The following is a 15,074-nucleotide window of genomic DNA, read 5'->3' as shown; positions in this document are numbered from 1 at the left end:
CCTAGATCACCTCGGCCTTTCCGCCTGCCTTTTCAATCTTTTCTTTGGCAGAAGCGGAGAATGCTGTTACATTCACTGTGAGCTTCTTGCTCAGCTCGCCGTTGCCCAATACCTTGACACCGTCAAGTGCTTTTTTAACCAGGCCGGTCTCAACGAGGAGTTCTTCGGTAACGACAGTATCGTTTTCGAAGTTTTCCAGATCGCCTACGTTTACGATAGCAAACTGTTTTGCGAAGATGTTGTTGAAGCCTCTCTTAGGAATACGTCTCTGGAGTGGCATCTGACCGCCTTCAAAGCCTGGTCTTACGCCGCCGCCGGAACGAGCCTTCTGGCCCTTGTGTCCTTTACCTGCTGTTTTACCATTACCGGAACCCGCACCTCTGCCTACACGGTAAGCTTTTTTGGTAGAGCCGGGAGCCGGAGAAAGTTCGTGCAATTTCATTGTTCGCTGCACCTCCTCTTTGTTAAGCTTCGGTTACCTCTACCAGGTGGGAAATCTTGTTGATTTTGCCTTTGGTAGCTGCATTATCTGGCTGGATAACCTCGTTACCGATCTTTCTCAGTCCAAGGGAACGAGCGGTAGCAATCTGGTCATCCTTGCGGCCCTGGAAGCCACGAACCAGTTTGATTTTCAGGTTTGCCATGGTTGCTTCCTCCCCTATCCAAGAATTTCTTTTACTGTTTTACCGCGGATAGCAGCAACCTCTTCTGCGTTTCTCAGAGAAGCAAGTCCCTGAACGGTTGCGTTTACTACGTTGGTTGGGTTGTTGGAACGCAGACATTTTGTACGGATGTCTTTGATACCAACAGTCTCAAGTACAGCACGAACAGGACCGCCAGCGATAACGCCGGTACCTTCTGGTGCTGGTTTCATCAGAACGCGGCCTGCGCCGAACTCTCCGATAACCTCATGCGGAATGGTTGTGCCTTTGAGCGCAACCTTGATCAGGTTTTTCTTTGCGTCTTCGATACCTTTTCTGATAGCGTCCGGTACCTCTGCAGACTTGCCTGTGCCAAAGCCAACGATGCCGTTGCCGTCGCCGACAACTACCAGCGCTGCGAACTTCATGACACGGCCGCCTTTAACCGTCTTAGCAACACGGTTGATAGCTACTACTCTTTCACTCAGTTCGAGTGTAGAAGCGTCAATGCGAGTCAAAAGTATCCCTCCTCGTTAGAATTTGAGGCCGCCCTCACGGGCTGCTTCAGCCAGCTCTTTTACACGGCCATGATAGATGTAACCGCTGCGGTCAAAAACAACCTCGGAAATACCCTTCTCGAGAGCTTTGCTTGCAATGTTTTTGCCAACTTTGCTAGCTGCTTCCTTGTTACCGCCAAAACCTTCAAAACCTTTATCCATCGAAGATGCGCTTACCAGAGTGGTACCACTAACATCGTCAATAATCTGGGCATAGATATGTTTTGCGGAGCGGAATACGTTGAGGCGTGGACGCTCAGGTGTGCCACTGATTTTTGCTCTGACTCTTTTGTGTCTCTTGAGTCGAGCAGCATTGCTATCAAGCTTTTTCACCATTTCGATTCACTCCCTTTAATTATTTACCTTTACCAGCTTTACCTTCCTTGCGGATGATAACTTCGTCAACATATTTGATACCTTTGCCCTTGTATGGCTCTGGTTTACGTTTTTCACGAACTTTAGCTGCAAACTGACCTACGACCTGTTTGTCCGGACCGCTAACGATGATCTTGTTAGGACCTGGAACCTCAATGCTGATACCTTCGATCTCCGGCATAATTACTTTATGGGAGTAACCAAGAATCATAACGAGGTTTTTGCCTTCTTTGGAAGCTCTGTAACCAACACCGTTGATTTCCAGCTCTTTCTTGAAGCCGTTTGTAACACCTTCTACCATGTTGTGGATCAGTGTTCTTGTAAGGCCGTGGATGCTCTTGTCTTCTTTATCGTCGCTTGGTCTTGTAACAACGATTTCGTTGTTCTCAACTGCGATGCTCATTCTGTTGTGGAATGTTCTTGTCAGGGTGCCCTTTGGACCTTTTACAGTCAGGGTGTGTCCGTCGAGGGTTACCTCAACACCTGCAGGAATTACCACTGGTTTTCTACCAATTCGAGACATTCTTGTGCACCTCCTTACCAAACAAATGCAAGGACTTCGCCGCCGACATTCTCAACGCGAGCCTGTCTGTCGGTCATGATGCCCTTTGGTGTGGACATGATTGCGATACCCATGCCATTCATAACTTTAGGCATTTCCTTGCAGCTGGTGTAAATGCGCAGTCCCGGTTTGGATACTCTACGCAGGCCTGTGATGACAGGCTCTTTGCCCAGACCGTATTTAAGAGTAATTCTAATGATACCCTGTTTACCATCATCTACAATCTGGAAGCTTTTGATGTATCCTTCATCCAGGAGAATCTGTGCAATTGCTTTTTTCATGTTGGAAGATGGTACATCAACCGTGTCATGTTTCGCTGCGTTTGCGTTTCTGATACGAGTCAGCATATCAGCGATTTTATCTGTAATTTGCATGACGTCAACCTCCTTTGCTCGTGCTTACCAGCTCGCCTTTTTCACGCCAGGGATCTGGCCTTTGTATGCCAGCTCTCTGAAGCAAATTCTGCAAATGCCGAATTTGCGAAGATATGCGTGTGGTCTGCCGCAGATTTTACATCTATTATACGCGCGAGTAGAGAATTTAGGTGTTCTTGCCTGACTTACTTTTTTCGATGTTTTAGCCACTGAACCTTTTCCTCCTTACTTCGCGAACGGAGCGCCCATCATCTTGAGCAGCTCACGGGATTCCTCGTCGGTTTTCGCAGTTGTTACGAACGCAATGTCCATACCGCGAACCTTATCGATTTTGTCGTACTCGATCTCAGGGAAGATCAACTGTTCTTTCAGACCCAGGCTGTAGTTGCCGCGGCCGTCAAAACCGTTTGGATTGATTCCTCTGAAGTCTCTTACACGAGGGAGAGCAACGTTGAAGAGTCTGTCAACAAACTCGTACATAATGTCGCCTCTGAGTGTTACTTTTGCGCCGATGACCATGCCTTCACGAAGTTTGAAGTTCGCAACGGATTTCTTTGCTGCGCAAGGAACAGCTTTCTGGCCAGTGATGGTAGCCAGGTCTGTCATGATTGCATCGATAATCTTATGGTTGTCTCTAGCCTCGCCACAGCCAACGTTTACGACTACCTTATCCAGCTTAGGAATCTGCATGACGCTTTTATAGCCAAACTTTTTGAACAAAGCTGGGGCTATATCTTTAACATAGGTATCTTTAAGCTCTGCCATGTTTTCTCCTCCTAATTAGAATGTTTCGCCACAATGTTTGCAAAGGCGAGCCTTTGCACCGTCAGCCTGGATCTTGTGAGCAACTCTGGTTGGTTTGCCGCATTTCGGGCAAACGAGCATTACTTTGGAGGAATACATTGCGCCTTCAGCGTCAACGATACCGCCCTGCTCGCCCATACGACGAGGTTTTACATGCTTTTTGATCATGTTGCAGCCTTCGACGATGACTTTACCTTCTTTTGGGCTTACCGCCAAAACTTTACCTTTTTTATCCTTGTCTTTACCGGACAGGATAACAACGGTATCACCTGTTTTAACGTGTACGTTCATCTCTCTGAGCACCTCCTACAGAACCTCTGGGGCGAGGCTGAGAATCTTGAGGTAATCTTTATCTCTCAGTTCTCTCGCCACTGGGCCAAAAATACGTGTGCCCCTTGGATTTTTATCTTCTTTAACAATAACAGCTGCGTTCTCGTCAAAGCGGATGTAAGTGCCGTCTTCACGTCTTACACCTTTCACGGAACGAACGATAACTGCTTTAACAACGTCGCCTTTTTTAACCATACCGCCTGGAGCAGCTTTTTTAACGGAAGCAACAACGACATCGCCGATGTTTGCATATCTACGTCTGGAACCACCCAGAACGCGGATGCACATGAGTTCTTTAGCTCCGGTATTGTCGGCAACTTTCAGATAGGTCTGCATCTGTATCACAGTGCGTCCCCTCCTTTCGGTTGTACTGAATCAAATATTCTATCAGATAACACTTGCAAGACAGTCTCTAGACTATTTTGCTTTCTCGATTATTTCGACAACTCTCCAATGTTTGTCTTTGGACAGAGGGCGTGTCTCCATAACCTGTACCTTGTCGCCAATGCCGCATGCGTTTTCTTCGTCATGTGCTTTGAATGTAATGGTACGTTTCATGATCTTGTTGTAAAGAGGGTGTTTAACGTTATCTTTGATTGCAACAACGACTGTTTTGTCCATCTTGTTGCTGACAACGGTGCCGACCCTTGTTTTTCTAAGGTTTCTTTCGTCCACCTTGCGTCCTCCTTCCAAGAATTACTGCACGTTCTTCATTGCATTTTCCTTGATAATCGTGGAAATTCTGGCAATGTCTTTTTTGACTGCCTTAATTCTCTTCGGATTCTCAAGCTGGTTAATTGCGTGCTGGAAGCGAAGGTGGAAAAGCTCAGCTTTCAGATCTACGAGCTTTGCAGAAAGAGCTTCTTCAGACATTTTTCTGATCTCAACAGCTTTCATTACTTTTCACACTCCTTTGCTTCTTCTCTCTTGATGAATTTGCACTTAACTGGCAGTTTGTACATTGCCAAACGCATAGCTTCACGAGCGAGCTCTTCGGATACGCCTCCGATCTCAAACATTACTGTGCCTGGCTTAACAACTGCAACCCAGTATTCTGGGCTACCTTTACCGGAACCCATTCGAGTTTCAGCAGGTTTTTCTGTGATTGGTTTATGTGGGAAGATCTTGATCCAAACCTGACCGCCACGTTTGATGTAACGGGTCATTGCGATACGAGCTGCCTCGATCTGGTTGGAAGTGATCCAGGATGGCTCCAGAGCCTGCAGGCCGAAATCACCGTAGGAAACATAGTTACCCTTGTGAGCAGCACCTTTCATGCGGCCTCTGTGCTGTCTGCGGTATTTAACTCTTTTCGGGAGAAGCATTAGTTTTTGCCTCCTTCCTTACGAGGCTGTCTTTTTACTGCCTGGAGAACTTCTCCAGCGTAAATCCAGACTTTAACGCCGATTTTGCCGTAAGTGGTGTTTGCTTCTGCGAAACCATAGTCGATGTCAGCACGCAGTGTCTGCAGCGGAATGGTTCCTTCATGGTAATGCTCGCTTCTAGCGATTTCAGCTCCGCCCAGACGGCCGGAAACCTGAACTTTGATACCCTGTGCACCCAGCTTCATGGTACGGCCGATGCACTGTTTCATTGCACGACGGAAAGAGATACGTCTCTCCAACTGAGAAGCGATGTTCTCAGCAACCAGCTGTGCGTCTTTATCTGGCTGTTTAACTTCAACAATGTTAACAAATACCTTAACAGGTACCTCTTTATCTTTGTTGATGATCTTTTCGCACTGTGCGCGCAGCTTTTCGATCTCAGCTCCGCCTTTACCGATAACCATACCTGGTTTTGCACAGTGGATGTGGATTCTTACTTTGGTTGCGTCACGCTCGATCTCGATGCGTGGTACGCCTGCCAGCTGCAGGCTGTTTTTCAGGAACTTACGCAGTTTGTAGTCCTCAACCAGGATATCGCCAAAAGCGTCGTCCTTAGCAAACCAGCGGGAATCCCAATCTTTGATGACACCGACACGAAGGCCGTGTGGATTAACCTTTTGTCCCATAGTTTACCTCCTCCTTTGGCTATTCCTTCTCTTTGAGAACGATCGTGATGTTCGAAGTTCTCTTGAATACTCTAAATGCTCTGCCCTGTGCTCTTGGTCTAACTCTCTTCAGGATCGGGCCTTCGCCAACGTAGCACTCTGCAACATAGAGGTTGTTGACATCCATGTCATGGTTGTGCTCAGCGTTTGCGATTGCAGATTTCAGAAGCTTCTCAACTGGCTCGCATGCGGCCTTTGGAGTGTGCTTCAGAATAGCCAAAGCCAATTTTGTCGGCTTGTTTCTGATCAGATCAAGCACGATCTGCACTTTACGTGGTGCAATACGGGCATATTTCAGGTAAGCCCTTGCTTCCATTTGTTTTCCTCCTCTCGGCCTTTGCTTACTTAGTCTTTTTAGCGCCAGCGTGGCCTCTATAGGTTCTTGTAGGAGCGAATTCTCCCAGCTTGTGTCCAACCATATCCTCGGTTACATAAACCGGAACATGTTTGCGACCGTCATGAACTGCAAATGTGTGTCCAACGAAATCAGGGAAAATAGTGGACGAACGGCTCCAGGTTTTGAGCACTCTCTTTTCACCAGCAGCGTTCATTTCCTTTACCCTTTTGAGCAGTACAGGCTGTACAAAAGGTCCCTTTTTAATACTTCTACCCATTAGTGCGTCTCCTTTCAGCCTGCATTACTTGTCGTTGCGGCGTTTGACAATGTACTTGTCGGAGCGGTTGCTCTTCTTTCTGGTCTTATAGCCAAGAGCAGGTTTGCCCCAAGGAGTAACAGGGCCTGGACGGCCAACTGGGGATTTACCTTCACCACCACCGTGTGGATGGTCGCATGGGTTCATAACGGAACCGCGAACGGTAGGTCTCCAACCCATGTGGCGTTTACGGCCAGCTTTACCGATAGATACGTTTTCGTGATCGATGTTACCTACCTGACCAACAGTTGCCATGCAGTTTACTGGAACGTTTCTCAGCTCACCGGATGGAAGTCTGATCAGAGCGAGGTTGCCTTCTTTAGCCATCAGCTGAGCCATGATACCAGCTGCACGAGCAAGCTGTGCGCCTTTGCCTGGGTAGAGCTCAACGTTGTGGATGAAGGTACCAACCGGAATGTTTGCCAGAGGCAGTGCGTTGCCGGTCTTGATGTCTGCATGTGCACCGGACTCGATTACGTCGCCAACTTTCAGGCCGTTAGGAGCGAGGATGTATCTCTTCTCGCCGTCCTCGTACTGAACCAGAGCGATGTGAGCGGAACGGTTTGGATCGTACTCCAGGGTGAGTACGGTTGCAGGCATATCTACTTTATTACGTTTGAAGTCGATGATACGGTATTTTCTTCTGTTACCGCCACCACGATGGCGAACAGTGATTCTACCGTAGCTGTTACGTCCTGAATTTTTTTTCAGTGGAGCCAGAAGGCTTCTTTCAGGAGCAACCTTGGACAGTTCAGAATAGTCAGTTGTAGTCATCTGACGTCTTGCAGCTGTCGTTGGCTTATATTTTTTAATAGCCATGGTTTCACTCTCCTCATGAATTTTTGCGGGACTGAGTCAGATCCCATACTTGGAAGGAACTTGTTCCTTCGGGCGATTACATCATAGAATCGAAGAACTCGATGGTCTTGGAGTCTTCGGTCAGGGTTACGATTGCTTTCTTCCAGTCAGCGGTGTAACCTGCGCTTGCGCCCTGGCGTCTGTATCTGCCGTTAACGTTCATGGTGTTAACCTTGGCAACTTTTACGCCAAACAGTTCTGCAACTGCTTTTGCGATTTCGATCTTGTTTGCATCTTTTGCAACCTTGAAGGTGTACTTTTTCTCTGCGATGCCCTGCATGCTAGCCTCGGTGATAACCGGCTTCAGGATAATATCGTGTGCAGTTTTCATTATGCGTACACCTCCTCAATCTTTTCGAGTGCGCTCTTAGCAACGATGAATTTGTCGCAGTTAAGAATGTCATATACATTGATGGTGTTTACCAGAGCAGTTTTTACACCTGGGATGTTTGCAGCGCTCTTGATGAGTTTTGCATCAACTTCTGGCATAACGATCAGTGCTTTTTTATCTGCGCCCAGATTGGAAAGCATCTGTGCAACAGTCTTGGTTTTGTAATCCTCTACTGCAATGTTATCAACAACGATCAGGCTGTTGTCAGCAACTTTTGCGGAGAATGCGGATTTCAGAGCAAGTCTCTTAACTTTCTTTGGCAGCACGTAGCTGTAATCTCTTGGCTTCGGACCGAGAGCGATACCGCCGTGTGTCCACTGTGGAGCTCTTGTGGAACCCTGTCTTGCACGGCCAGTGCCCTTCTGTTTCCATGGTTTGCGGCCGCCGCCGGAAACCTCAGAACGGGTCAGAGTGGACTGGGTGCCCTGACGCTGATTTGCAAGGTAGTTAACTACTGCAGCGTGCATAACAGATGTGTTTGGTTCGATTCCGAAGATGGCATCGGAGAGGGTCATTTCGCCAACGCTCTTGCCGGTCATATCAAATACAGTAACCTGTGGCATCGTGTTTCCTCCTTTCCTTAAGCCATCTTAACGCTGTCAGTGATGTATACAACGCCGTTTTTAGCGCCTGGAATAGCACCCTTGATTGCGATAAGATTGTTCTCAACGTCAACTTTAACGATTTCGAGGTTCTGAACTGTAACCTTTTCAGCACCCATGTGACCTGGCAGGCGTTTGCCCTTGAATACGCGGGATGGATCGGAACAAGCACCATTGGAACCTGCATGTCTTGCAACAGGACCGCTACCGTGGGTCTCTTTGAGTCTGTGGTTGCCGTAACGTTTAATTGTGCCGGCGTAACCTTTACCTTTAGAAATGCCGCAAACGTCTACTTTGTCGCCGTTTGCAAAGACGTCAGCTTTGATGAGGTCGCCGACATTCAGTGCAGCGCAGTCATCGAGTCTGAACTCTTTGAGCACTTTCTTCATAGCAACGTCGCTCTTAGCGAAGTGGCCCTGAAGAGGTTTGTTTACGTGTTTGCTTGTGACCTCGCCAAAACCGATCTGCACGGCTTCGTAACCGTCGTTTTCGATTGTCTTTTTCTGAACGACGACACAAGGACCAGCTTCAATTACTGTTACGGGAATGAATTTTCCATTCTCGTCAAAAAGCTGTGTCATACCCAGCTTTTTGCCTACGATGCATTTTTGCATTGTATATACCTCCTATTGGTTATTGGTTGGCGGCTTTGCCGTCAACATTACCTTTGCAGACAAGCGTTCTTTGCTTTCACAAAGTCGCCGGAAAACCTGGATTTTCGGTTTTCCTAAATTTCAGTGGAAAACTTTTGATTAAAGTTTTACTTCGATTTCTACGCCTGCAGGGAGCTCAAGACCCTTGAGAGCCTCTACTGTTTTCTGTGTAGGTCTCAGTACGTCAATGAGTCTTTTGTGGGTTCTCATCTCAAACTGCTCACGGGAATCTTTGTCCTTATGAACAGCACGCAGAATTGTGACGATTTCTTTCTCGGTTGGGAGCGGAATAGGACCGGAAACTCTGGCACCTGTTCTTGTTACTACCTCAACGATTTTTGCTGCGGAAGAGTCTACCAACTGATAATCGAAACCCTTCAGTCTGATTCTGATTTTTTCTTTGACTGCCACATCATCGCCTCCTTAAAGCTTTTTCTTGAGTGGGACGACGTCTTTCGGCAGTTTCGTTTCTCACTGACCTTCCACAAGGTTCGGTGAAAAACCCCCTTGCCAACACCTGTTGTTCTCTCAATCGTGTTGAACACGCTCCCGCGTGTTTCCTGACTTTCCAAATAAAAAATCGGGCAAACTGCATTACGCAGCTTTACCCGGGACTTTAGACAGTCATGGTTTTGACACCATCGTCACGATCGGAATCACTTCCGTGTTATAAAGCCGCCCGGTTTAAAATCGGACATACTCGGCGGAAATTCCCTATCTCTATGGATAGCAACCTCCCGCTTCAACGCATATCTTGTGCAGTCACGCTTAATTATAATACAACACAAGTACCCAAATTTCAAGAGGTTTTTTCAATCTTTTTACAGAATTCTTCGATTCTAACATTTCGTTCATTTTAAAGAATGAAGCGGCGCATTTCTGTGCACTTTTTACAAAGACCTCCTGAGCAAGAAAAAACAAGCGCCAGATACACCTTTCTGCCAGCAACAGTATGGCTTTTTCTGAGCGGATTTATTCAAATATCTTCCTATATAATTATAGCAGCAAAAAGCTGCAAAAACCACTCTTTTCTTTCTATCTTCGGCAAAAAGAGCAGATAAAATCATGACACATGCCGAATATTTACAGCTTTCGCCTTGTACGAATCTGCGAATAATGATAAGATAAAGGATAACAGAACCCCCTATTTTTTTACATCGGGTCTCCATTGATAAAAGAGGAGTTTGGAAAATGAAAAAACTACGCTTTGCTGCTGCGCTCATTGCTTTGTCGATGATGATGAGCGGATGCAGCCAACTGACCATCGGCTCTTCCGATGAATCATCCTCTGCTGAAACACCATCTGTCACCATCGGTTCTTCCACCAAAAATGACCAAGAGAATACTGTCGATACCTCGCTGATCCCTACCGAGCTGGAAAGCGAGGGTGTGTTTGTCTCCCACTGGCAGGACTGGGATTTGGAATCCCTCCCTTCCCAATATCTGATGGAGATGGATGATACCGCCTATATGCTCATCGAACAGGTCCAAAATGTAACGGCTGATCTCACAGTGCCCACAACCTTCGATGGCATCGAACATGCTCCCACCAATGCTTTGCTGCGCATCGCGCTGGAGCATACGCCGGCCATTGAATTATCGGTCGAATTTGAGCTTGACGAGGACGGCAACCTCACCGCCATCAGTTCACAGTATCCCAACCATGCGCTAGTCCATCTGCTGCAAAACGAACTGGAGGAAGGACGTGACCTCCGCGAGTTTTACTACCAGGAGGATGTCACCGCGGTCTATGCCCGCTTGTTTGGCGACGGCCGTCTGCTTTCCTTCCAGGATCTCTGTCCCAACTATTACTACTATGCACGCGAAGGCGTGTTCGCCCATAAAGGAGAAAAGACCGACTCCAATATCTGGCCAATGTTGGTCGACCATACCGATGGCGAGGATACCGTCACCGTCGATCTTCTGCTCACCGAGGGAAGCGATCCGGAAAAGCCGCTGACCTATCTGCGCGCCGACGGCAGCAGTGTCGAACTGACCGCTGAAAACTATCAGGATGAGCTGGCTGGCGAACCGGTCTACCGCTACACCTTCCAGAAGGTCAGCGATACCCAGCTGACCTTGGATGGTATCCGACAGATCGGTGTCCTAAACGACAGCTGTGACCAGGTCGTATCGGTCGATCTTCCGGTCGAGGATACATCTCCGCAGCTGGAAGCGCCGGAACGCCTCCTCTTCTCCTCCGATGGAGCACAGCGACAGATTGATCTGCAAAAGGAATATGAAGGCACCACCGCGCTGGAATATCTGCTGGATCTGCTGGGAGAGGCCCAGGAGGTGCAGGGATCTGCCTCCACTCAGGTGTTGGCAGCCAGTGGCTCCCGCACGTTGACCCTCACTTTCGGCTATACCGAGGGCGAGGAGGTTGTCCTCAATGTGATGAGCAGCGGCTATCTGCCAGGCATTCCAGAAAGCTATATGACCTTCAGTATTGGTTCCACACAGTACGTTCTCCCGCAGGAGGACTATTCTCTGCTCAGTGGCTGTCTGAACAGCTGTATCCAGGCTGCATAAAGTGCTGCACATCAAACGAAAGGGTGATTTGTTTTGGAACTTGCTTTGATTTCTCCAAAGGATTTTTCTGTTTCACGCTGGTCCGGCGGTAAAACCACACAGCTGTATATCTACCCAACCACTGCCGACTATGGAAAGCGGGACTTTCTGTTCCGCGTCAGCAGTGCCACCGTCGAGTGTGAGCACTCGGATTTTACCTTGCTGCCAAATATCAAGCGGATCATCATGGTGCTGAAAGGCCAGCTCCAGCTGCACTATGGAGAACATGGAGAATGTCATCTTCTCCCCTATCAGCAGGACACCTTCGACGGCGGCTGGAACACTTCCAGCGATGGACAGGCCACCGACTTTAACCTCATGCTCCAGCATGGTACCGACGGCAGTCTGTCTGTGGTCGACCTCTCGCCTTCCCGCAGCCATACCTTCTGCAACACTGCCAGCCTGCTGCTGCTTTATGCTGCCGAGGGAAGCTGCCAATGCTTTGGCGAAGGACAGTCCCTGTCGGTGACCACCGGTTCGCTGGCAGTCATCTCCGGCGAGGGAATCCTGACACTGGAAAACTTCGATACCTCTCTCTGCCGTTTGATCTGCGTGCGGATCACACTTCCGCCACAATAACCCGATACATCAAAACGAGGATGCTTTCCTAAAAAGCATCCTCGTTTTTTTACTGTTCAAATGTGATTTCTACGTCGCCCACGCTGCTGTCTATCTGAATCTTGCGATTCTGGCCATTTTCCAGCTGGAAATCGGCGCCCATCATCTCTCCGTCCATTTTGTCGCCGTCAATCACCAAATTTCCCATGTCGCTGCTGGCTTCCAGTTCGTAGTCGTTCCGTGAAGCTCCGCGCACGATCAGTCGGGCATTTCCCAAATCCACCGACACCTCCACATTTCCATGGAAGGTTCCGTCTGCATCAATATTTCCGGTCGATGCGCTGAACTTTGCTTCCTTCTCCACTGTCAGGTTTTGGGTGGTAATGTTTCCCAGACTGTTGCTCAGTTCTATTTCTTCTGCCTGGAGATTGTTGACGGTGTTGTTTCCCAAAGAACACTCTGCCTCCACCTTTTGACAGATAAGATCATCCATCTCTATATTTCCCACGGACAAAGCAACGTCGATTTCCTTGAGCTGAGCATCCTTTGGAACTGTGATGGTAATCACCTGTTCCTCCGCTCCATCCAGCGACGAATTGGACGGCTGCTGATAGTCAATCTTTAGTTCCTTTCCCTTTAGCTGATAGGAAAACTGCTCAGGATAATCCAGATCATAAGAGATTTCCCACGCATTGCCCTGTCGGATCACCAGATTTGCTGTAACATCATCCTCTGTTTTAATGGACTCAATCGTCTCCCCTTCCAACGAAAATTCCTTTTCCGTCTTGGATCGAGGAGCCTGTTCGTCATTCCATTCCAAGAACAAAGAGGCGTTCTTGTTGTCGTTCAGATGCCACTCTCCGTTGTGGTATTCCAGACTTTTGGCGCCCATCAGCTGACCGGTCACAGTCAAAGCAACGCCCATCATCAGCAAAGCTCCTGAAGCAGCCAGCATTCCTTTCATCCAGCTTTTCATGATGCTTCCTCCTTTCTATACACTGCGGCGACGGCGCAGGATGTTCCACAGTGTCCGAGCACCGCTTCCCATCGCTGCAAACAGCGATACCATCAACATCATCAGTGCCAGCAGAATCAATCCTCCGCCGATCATATTCAGTCCTGTGGCTGCATGCAGAAAGATCGCCCAAATACCAAGTCCCACCAGAAAGATACCGACAACTCCGAATACGATCAATAAGACCAGAACGGTCAGCAACAGAGCAAAAACAACCGCTCCCGCTGCAATCAACAGCGGAAACCACAACGGACTGGACAGCACCGCCACCAAGCCCACCAGACATCCTTTGGATACCTGTCCTTCTCCGCTGCCATGGCTGCTCTGCACATAGTCAGCGATAATTCGCTCCGCTACCTGCTGTGGAGTTCCCAGCTCTGCGATGATTTCCTCCATGCTCTTGTCGCCCGCATCCTCCAGATATTCCACATAATAGCTCATTGCCGCTTCTCTCTCTTCGCGCGGCAGATGGGCAATTCGTGCCCGCAGTTCGCTGATATATTCCTCTTTGCTCATCCGTTGATCCCTCCATCCATGATATCATCAATCTTCTCTCGGAAATGCTTCCATTGCTCATAGAACTGCAAAAACTGTTCTCTTCCCTGGGGAGTCACCGAATAGTATCTTCGATTGCGTCCCTGAAAGGGCTGGTCATAGGTGGTCAAAAACCCATCCTTCTGCAGCCTGCGCAGCACCGGATACAAGGTGGATTCAGATACATCCATAATCTGCTTAACCTCCTGTGTCAGCTTGTAACCATAGGTATCTTCCTTCATGACAACCGCCAGCACGCAGGCGTCCAGCAACACAGAGCCTAACTGAAATCCCATTTCCTCCCCTCCTTTATATTATTGATTTGTCTATATTATATTTTATATAATATAGATTGTCAATATAGTATAATTCAAAAAAGAAGAAAGCGTCAGAAAAATCACGACGCTTTCTTCTTTTTCATCTTTCCTACTTTATTTATCTAATACGGTCACCTTTCCGCTCACATCGGAAACTCCATTGTTATAAATAGAAATCTTGATTTTACCATCTTTAAACTGATCGAGATCAAAATATCTGGTTTGACTGCTGCTGTCCAGATAAACCTCCTGTTCTATGGTCTGTCCATCTTCTCGCTGCTGGCTGATTTTCATCAGCATTTCCTGACCTTCACCAAAGCTGAGATCAACTGCCAGCTGTTGCGTCTGCGGGTTTTCCACCTTCAGTCGGGAGTCGACGTGGTAACCTTCACTTGCCTTGTTATAGCGAAAGGTCCACACATTGTCCCAGGTACTCTCTGTTTTCATCATAACCCATCCTGTGTTCCAATCAATTCCGATGTCTGCATCTCCGCTATTGACCGCTACGACAATTAACCCAACCAAACTTGCCGCCATCATAACCGCACTGAGGATCATCGCCATTAAAAAACGACGATTTCTGTTCCTTCGTTTGCTGTCGTTCTTTCTTTCGTTGAGCGGAAGGTCCTCCAAATAACCGCTGCCTGGCTCACAGACGGGAAATTGTTTCCCACAGTGTTCACAGTAGTTGGCTGTTTTGTTGATCATCCACCCACAAAAACGACAGGGATAACGCTCCTCTCTGCGTGCAATCAGATATAACAATCCGCCCAGAATAGGAGAGGACAGAAGGATGATGGATACCCACATCCATCCCCGATCTCCCCGTTCTTTAGCATCACGATAAACCCAAAGCGCAATGATTCCCGTAAAAACAAAGGCTGTTATTACCAACAAAACCAATAAGATCACAAATGCTGCCATCAAAATCCTTCCTTTCTGTTCATCGAAGCGTTGGAATCTGAACTGTCATTCTCTTTTTCAGATCGAAATAACGGATTCCTACGCGGGTAAGCACTCCACCCGCAGCACTTCCGATGATTGCAAACAAAATTGCCGCTCCTTGTACCAGTGGCATCTTCACCAGCAGACAAATTGCTGCCGCCAGCAAAAACAGCACCACTGCATGAAAGATGCCTGGCAGGTAACATAAACTCACGTATAATAAAACCATCTCGAAAGGGGTGGTTTTATTCATTCTCCTTTCCTCGAAAATTGGTTATACGGCA

At 47.9% G+C, this 15,074-nt stretch carries 28 protein-coding genes; 2 read left to right on the top strand and 26 right to left on the bottom strand.

Features of this window, described 5'->3' with window-relative positions; genetic code table 11:
* Position 1: 1 nt before the first annotated feature.
* The 21 genes from rplO to rpsJ form a co-directional block, all read right to left on the bottom strand.
* Positions 2–442 (bottom strand): 50S ribosomal protein L15, encoded by a 441-nt coding sequence (gene rplO / locus Q0L39_RS02110; RefSeq protein ID WP_296626685.1) that lies wholly within the window; start codon positions 440–442, stop codon positions 2–4.
* A 22-nt stretch (positions 443–464) separates the two neighbouring features.
* The gene (gene rpmD / locus Q0L39_RS02105) at positions 465–644 is read right to left on the bottom strand and encodes a 50S ribosomal protein L30 (RefSeq protein ID WP_296626684.1); all 180 of its coding nucleotides are present in this window, start codon (positions 642–644) and stop codon (positions 465–467) included.
* A 14-nt stretch (positions 645–658) separates the two neighbouring features.
* The gene (gene rpsE / locus Q0L39_RS02100; protein WP_296626683.1) at positions 659–1,159 is read right to left on the bottom strand and encodes a 30S ribosomal protein S5; all 501 of its coding nucleotides are present in this window, start codon (positions 1,157–1,159) and stop codon (positions 659–661) included.
* A gap of 15 nt (positions 1,160–1,174) precedes the next feature.
* Positions 1,175–1,534 (bottom strand): 50S ribosomal protein L18, encoded by a 360-nt coding sequence (rplR, locus tag Q0L39_RS02095; RefSeq protein WP_296626682.1) that lies wholly within the window; start codon positions 1,532–1,534, stop codon positions 1,175–1,177.
* A 19-nt stretch (positions 1,535–1,553) separates the two neighbouring features.
* A complete protein-coding gene (rplF, locus tag Q0L39_RS02090; protein ID WP_296626681.1) occupies positions 1,554–2,096 on the bottom strand; it encodes a 50S ribosomal protein L6 in 543 nt (180 codons plus the stop codon).
* Between the two features lie 14 nt (positions 2,097–2,110).
* Positions 2,111–2,509: a 30S ribosomal protein S8 gene (rpsH, locus tag Q0L39_RS02085; protein WP_022132080.1), complete on the bottom strand. Its 399-nt coding sequence runs from the start codon at positions 2,507–2,509 to the stop codon at positions 2,111–2,113.
* A 24-nt stretch (positions 2,510–2,533) separates the two neighbouring features.
* Positions 2,534–2,719: a type Z 30S ribosomal protein S14 gene (locus tag Q0L39_RS02080; protein ID WP_076917539.1), complete on the bottom strand. Its 186-nt coding sequence runs from the start codon at positions 2,717–2,719 to the stop codon at positions 2,534–2,536.
* A 15-nt stretch (positions 2,720–2,734) separates the two neighbouring features.
* Positions 2,735–3,274 (bottom strand): 50S ribosomal protein L5, encoded by a 540-nt coding sequence (gene rplE, locus Q0L39_RS02075; RefSeq protein WP_296626680.1) that lies wholly within the window; start codon positions 3,272–3,274, stop codon positions 2,735–2,737.
* Between the two features lie 15 nt (positions 3,275–3,289).
* Positions 3,290–3,604, bottom strand: a complete 315-nt coding sequence (rplX, locus tag Q0L39_RS02070) for a 50S ribosomal protein L24 (RefSeq protein ID WP_296626679.1) — start codon at positions 3,602–3,604, stop codon at positions 3,290–3,292.
* 15 nt (positions 3,605–3,619) lie between these two features.
* Entirely contained in the window at positions 3,620–3,988 is a 369-nt protein-coding gene (gene rplN, locus Q0L39_RS02065) for a 50S ribosomal protein L14 (protein WP_022116016.1), read from the bottom strand.
* 72 nt (positions 3,989–4,060) lie between these two features.
* A complete protein-coding gene (gene rpsQ / locus Q0L39_RS02060; RefSeq protein WP_296626678.1) occupies positions 4,061–4,318 on the bottom strand; it encodes a 30S ribosomal protein S17 in 258 nt (85 codons plus the stop codon).
* Positions 4,319–4,339: 21 nt separating this feature from the next.
* Positions 4,340–4,540 carry a 50S ribosomal protein L29 gene (rpmC, locus tag Q0L39_RS02055; RefSeq protein WP_296626677.1) on the bottom strand — a complete coding sequence of 67 codons (201 nt, stop codon included), beginning with the start codon at positions 4,538–4,540 and terminating at the stop codon, positions 4,340–4,342.
* The gene (gene rplP, locus Q0L39_RS02050; protein ID WP_296626676.1) at positions 4,540–4,968 is read right to left on the bottom strand and encodes a 50S ribosomal protein L16; all 429 of its coding nucleotides are present in this window, start codon (positions 4,966–4,968) and stop codon (positions 4,540–4,542) included. Before rplP ends, rpmC begins: the two co-directional genes overlap by 1 nt.
* On the bottom strand, positions 4,968–5,654 hold the full coding sequence (gene rpsC / locus Q0L39_RS02045) for a 30S ribosomal protein S3 (RefSeq protein ID WP_296626675.1): 687 nt from the start codon (positions 5,652–5,654) through the stop codon (positions 4,968–4,970). The genes rplP and rpsC overlap by 1 nt, the downstream gene beginning before the upstream one ends.
* Positions 5,655–5,673: 19 nt before the next feature.
* The gene (gene rplV / locus Q0L39_RS02040; RefSeq protein WP_296626674.1) at positions 5,674–6,009 is read right to left on the bottom strand and encodes a 50S ribosomal protein L22; all 336 of its coding nucleotides are present in this window, start codon (positions 6,007–6,009) and stop codon (positions 5,674–5,676) included.
* A gap of 25 nt (positions 6,010–6,034) precedes the next feature.
* Positions 6,035–6,307: a 30S ribosomal protein S19 gene (gene rpsS, locus Q0L39_RS02035; RefSeq protein WP_022132072.1), complete on the bottom strand. Its 273-nt coding sequence runs from the start codon at positions 6,305–6,307 to the stop codon at positions 6,035–6,037.
* Positions 6,308–6,331: 24 nt separating this feature from the next.
* Positions 6,332–7,165, bottom strand: a complete 834-nt coding sequence (gene rplB, locus Q0L39_RS02030; RefSeq protein WP_296626673.1) for a 50S ribosomal protein L2 — start codon at positions 7,163–7,165, stop codon at positions 6,332–6,334.
* Positions 7,166–7,241: 76 nt separating this feature from the next.
* Entirely contained in the window at positions 7,242–7,535 is a 294-nt protein-coding gene (gene rplW, locus Q0L39_RS02025; RefSeq protein ID WP_296626672.1) for a 50S ribosomal protein L23, read from the bottom strand.
* Positions 7,535–8,158, bottom strand: coding sequence for a 50S ribosomal protein L4 (gene rplD / locus Q0L39_RS02020; protein WP_296626671.1), 624 nt, complete (start codon positions 8,156–8,158; stop codon positions 7,535–7,537). Before rplD ends, rplW begins: the two co-directional genes overlap by 1 nt.
* Before the next feature lie 17 nt (positions 8,159–8,175).
* Complete coding sequence (rplC, locus tag Q0L39_RS02015) at positions 8,176–8,811, bottom strand: 50S ribosomal protein L3 (RefSeq protein ID WP_296626670.1); 636 nt, start codon at positions 8,809–8,811, stop codon at positions 8,176–8,178.
* A gap of 138 nt (positions 8,812–8,949) precedes the next feature.
* Positions 8,950–9,261, bottom strand: coding sequence for a 30S ribosomal protein S10 (gene rpsJ / locus Q0L39_RS02010; RefSeq protein WP_296626669.1), 312 nt, complete (start codon positions 9,259–9,261; stop codon positions 8,950–8,952).
* A 780-nt stretch (positions 9,262–10,041) separates the two neighbouring features.
* On the opposite strand from rpsJ, the gene Q0L39_RS02005 reads away from it, so the two are divergent.
* Both Q0L39_RS02005 and Q0L39_RS02000 read left to right on the top strand, forming a co-directional pair.
* Positions 10,042–11,382 (top strand): hypothetical protein, encoded by a 1,341-nt coding sequence (locus Q0L39_RS02005; RefSeq protein ID WP_296626668.1) that lies wholly within the window; start codon positions 10,042–10,044, stop codon positions 11,380–11,382.
* Between the two features lie 33 nt (positions 11,383–11,415).
* Entirely contained in the window at positions 11,416–12,000 is a 585-nt protein-coding gene (locus tag Q0L39_RS02000; RefSeq protein WP_296626667.1) for a HutD family protein, read from the top strand.
* A gap of 49 nt (positions 12,001–12,049) precedes the next feature.
* Here Q0L39_RS02000 and Q0L39_RS01995 read toward each other — a convergent pair whose 3' ends face one another.
* The 5 genes from Q0L39_RS01995 to Q0L39_RS01975 form a co-directional block, all read right to left on the bottom strand.
* Positions 12,050–12,955, bottom strand: coding sequence for a DUF4097 family beta strand repeat-containing protein (locus Q0L39_RS01995; protein ID WP_296626666.1), 906 nt, complete (start codon positions 12,953–12,955; stop codon positions 12,050–12,052).
* Positions 12,956–12,970: 15 nt separating this feature from the next.
* Positions 12,971–13,510: a DUF1700 domain-containing protein gene (locus Q0L39_RS01990; protein ID WP_296626665.1), complete on the bottom strand. Its 540-nt coding sequence runs from the start codon at positions 13,508–13,510 to the stop codon at positions 12,971–12,973.
* Complete coding sequence (locus tag Q0L39_RS01985; protein ID WP_296626664.1) at positions 13,507–13,824, bottom strand: PadR family transcriptional regulator; 318 nt, start codon at positions 13,822–13,824, stop codon at positions 13,507–13,509. The genes Q0L39_RS01990 and Q0L39_RS01985 overlap by 4 nt, the downstream gene beginning before the upstream one ends.
* A 135-nt stretch (positions 13,825–13,959) precedes the next feature.
* Positions 13,960–14,769, bottom strand: coding sequence for a hypothetical protein (locus Q0L39_RS01980; RefSeq protein ID WP_296626663.1), 810 nt, complete (start codon positions 14,767–14,769; stop codon positions 13,960–13,962).
* A 19-nt stretch (positions 14,770–14,788) separates the two neighbouring features.
* Positions 14,789–15,004, bottom strand: coding sequence for a hypothetical protein (locus tag Q0L39_RS01975; RefSeq protein WP_296626662.1), 216 nt, complete (start codon positions 15,002–15,004; stop codon positions 14,789–14,791).
* Between the last annotated feature and the right edge of the window lie 70 nt (positions 15,005–15,074).

Origin of the sequence: uncultured Negativibacillus sp., from assembly GCF_944388365.1 — a bacterium.
Taxonomy (GTDB): domain Bacteria; phylum Bacillota; class Clostridia; order Oscillospirales; family Ruminococcaceae; genus Negativibacillus.
The sequence above is the reverse complement of the archived record's forward strand: the minus strand, read 5'-3'. Positions and strand labels throughout refer to the sequence as shown.

Bases quoted from the DNA above. Each gene is read 5' to 3' on its own strand.
- rplE (WP_296626680.1), bottom strand. From the start codon at position 3,274: ATGGCAGAGCTTAAAGATACCTATGTTAAAGATATAGCCCCAGCTTTG.
- rpsC (WP_296626675.1), bottom strand. From the start codon at position 5,654: ATGGGACAAAAGGTTAATCCACACGGCCTTCGTGTCGGTGTCATCAAA.
- rpmD (WP_296626684.1), bottom strand. From the start codon at position 644: ATGGCAAACCTGAAAATCAAACTGGTTCGTGGCTTCCAGGGCCGCAAG.
- rplV (WP_296626674.1), bottom strand. From the start codon at position 6,009: ATGGAAGCAAGGGCTTACCTGAAATATGCCCGTATTGCACCACGTAAA.
- rplW (WP_296626672.1), bottom strand. From the start codon at position 7,535: ATGAAAACTGCACACGATATTATCCTGAAGCCGGTTATCACCGAGGCT.
- rplO (WP_296626685.1), bottom strand. From the start codon at position 442: ATGAAATTGCACGAACTTTCTCCGGCTCCCGGCTCTACCAAAAAAGCT.
- Q0L39_RS01985 (WP_296626664.1), bottom strand. From the start codon at position 13,824: ATGGGATTTCAGTTAGGCTCTGTGTTGCTGGACGCCTGCGTGCTGGCG.
- rpmC (WP_296626677.1), bottom strand. From the start codon at position 4,540: ATGAAAGCTGTTGAGATCAGAAAAATGTCTGAAGAAGCTCTTTCTGCA.
- rplC (WP_296626670.1), bottom strand. From the start codon at position 8,811: ATGCAAAAATGCATCGTAGGCAAAAAGCTGGGTATGACACAGCTTTTT.
- rplP (WP_296626676.1), bottom strand. From the start codon at position 4,968: ATGCTTCTCCCGAAAAGAGTTAAATACCGCAGACAGCACAGAGGCCGC.
- rpsS (WP_022132072.1), bottom strand. From the start codon at position 6,307: ATGGGTAGAAGTATTAAAAAGGGACCTTTTGTACAGCCTGTACTGCTC.
- rplX (WP_296626679.1), bottom strand. From the start codon at position 3,604: ATGAACGTACACGTTAAAACAGGTGATACCGTTGTTATCCTGTCCGGT.
- Q0L39_RS01990 (WP_296626665.1), bottom strand. From the start codon at position 13,510: ATGAGCAAAGAGGAATATATCAGCGAACTGCGGGCACGAATTGCCCAT.
- rplB (WP_296626673.1), bottom strand. From the start codon at position 7,165: ATGGCTATTAAAAAATATAAGCCAACGACAGCTGCAAGACGTCAGATG.
- Q0L39_RS01995 (WP_296626666.1), bottom strand. From the start codon at position 12,955: ATGAAAAGCTGGATGAAAGGAATGCTGGCTGCTTCAGGAGCTTTGCTG.
- rplR (WP_296626682.1), bottom strand. From the start codon at position 1,534: ATGGTGAAAAAGCTTGATAGCAATGCTGCTCGACTCAAGAGACACAAA.
- rplD (WP_296626671.1), bottom strand. From the start codon at position 8,158: ATGCCACAGGTTACTGTATTTGATATGACCGGCAAGAGCGTTGGCGAA.
- rplF (WP_296626681.1), bottom strand. From the start codon at position 2,096: ATGTCTCGAATTGGTAGAAAACCAGTGGTAATTCCTGCAGGTGTTGAG.
- rpsH (WP_022132080.1), bottom strand. From the start codon at position 2,509: ATGCAAATTACAGATAAAATCGCTGATATGCTGACTCGTATCAGAAAC.
- Q0L39_RS02005 (WP_296626668.1), top strand. From the start codon at position 10,042: ATGAAAAAACTACGCTTTGCTGCTGCGCTCATTGCTTTGTCGATGATG.
- Q0L39_RS01980 (WP_296626663.1), bottom strand. From the start codon at position 14,769: ATGGCAGCATTTGTGATCTTATTGGTTTTGTTGGTAATAACAGCCTTT.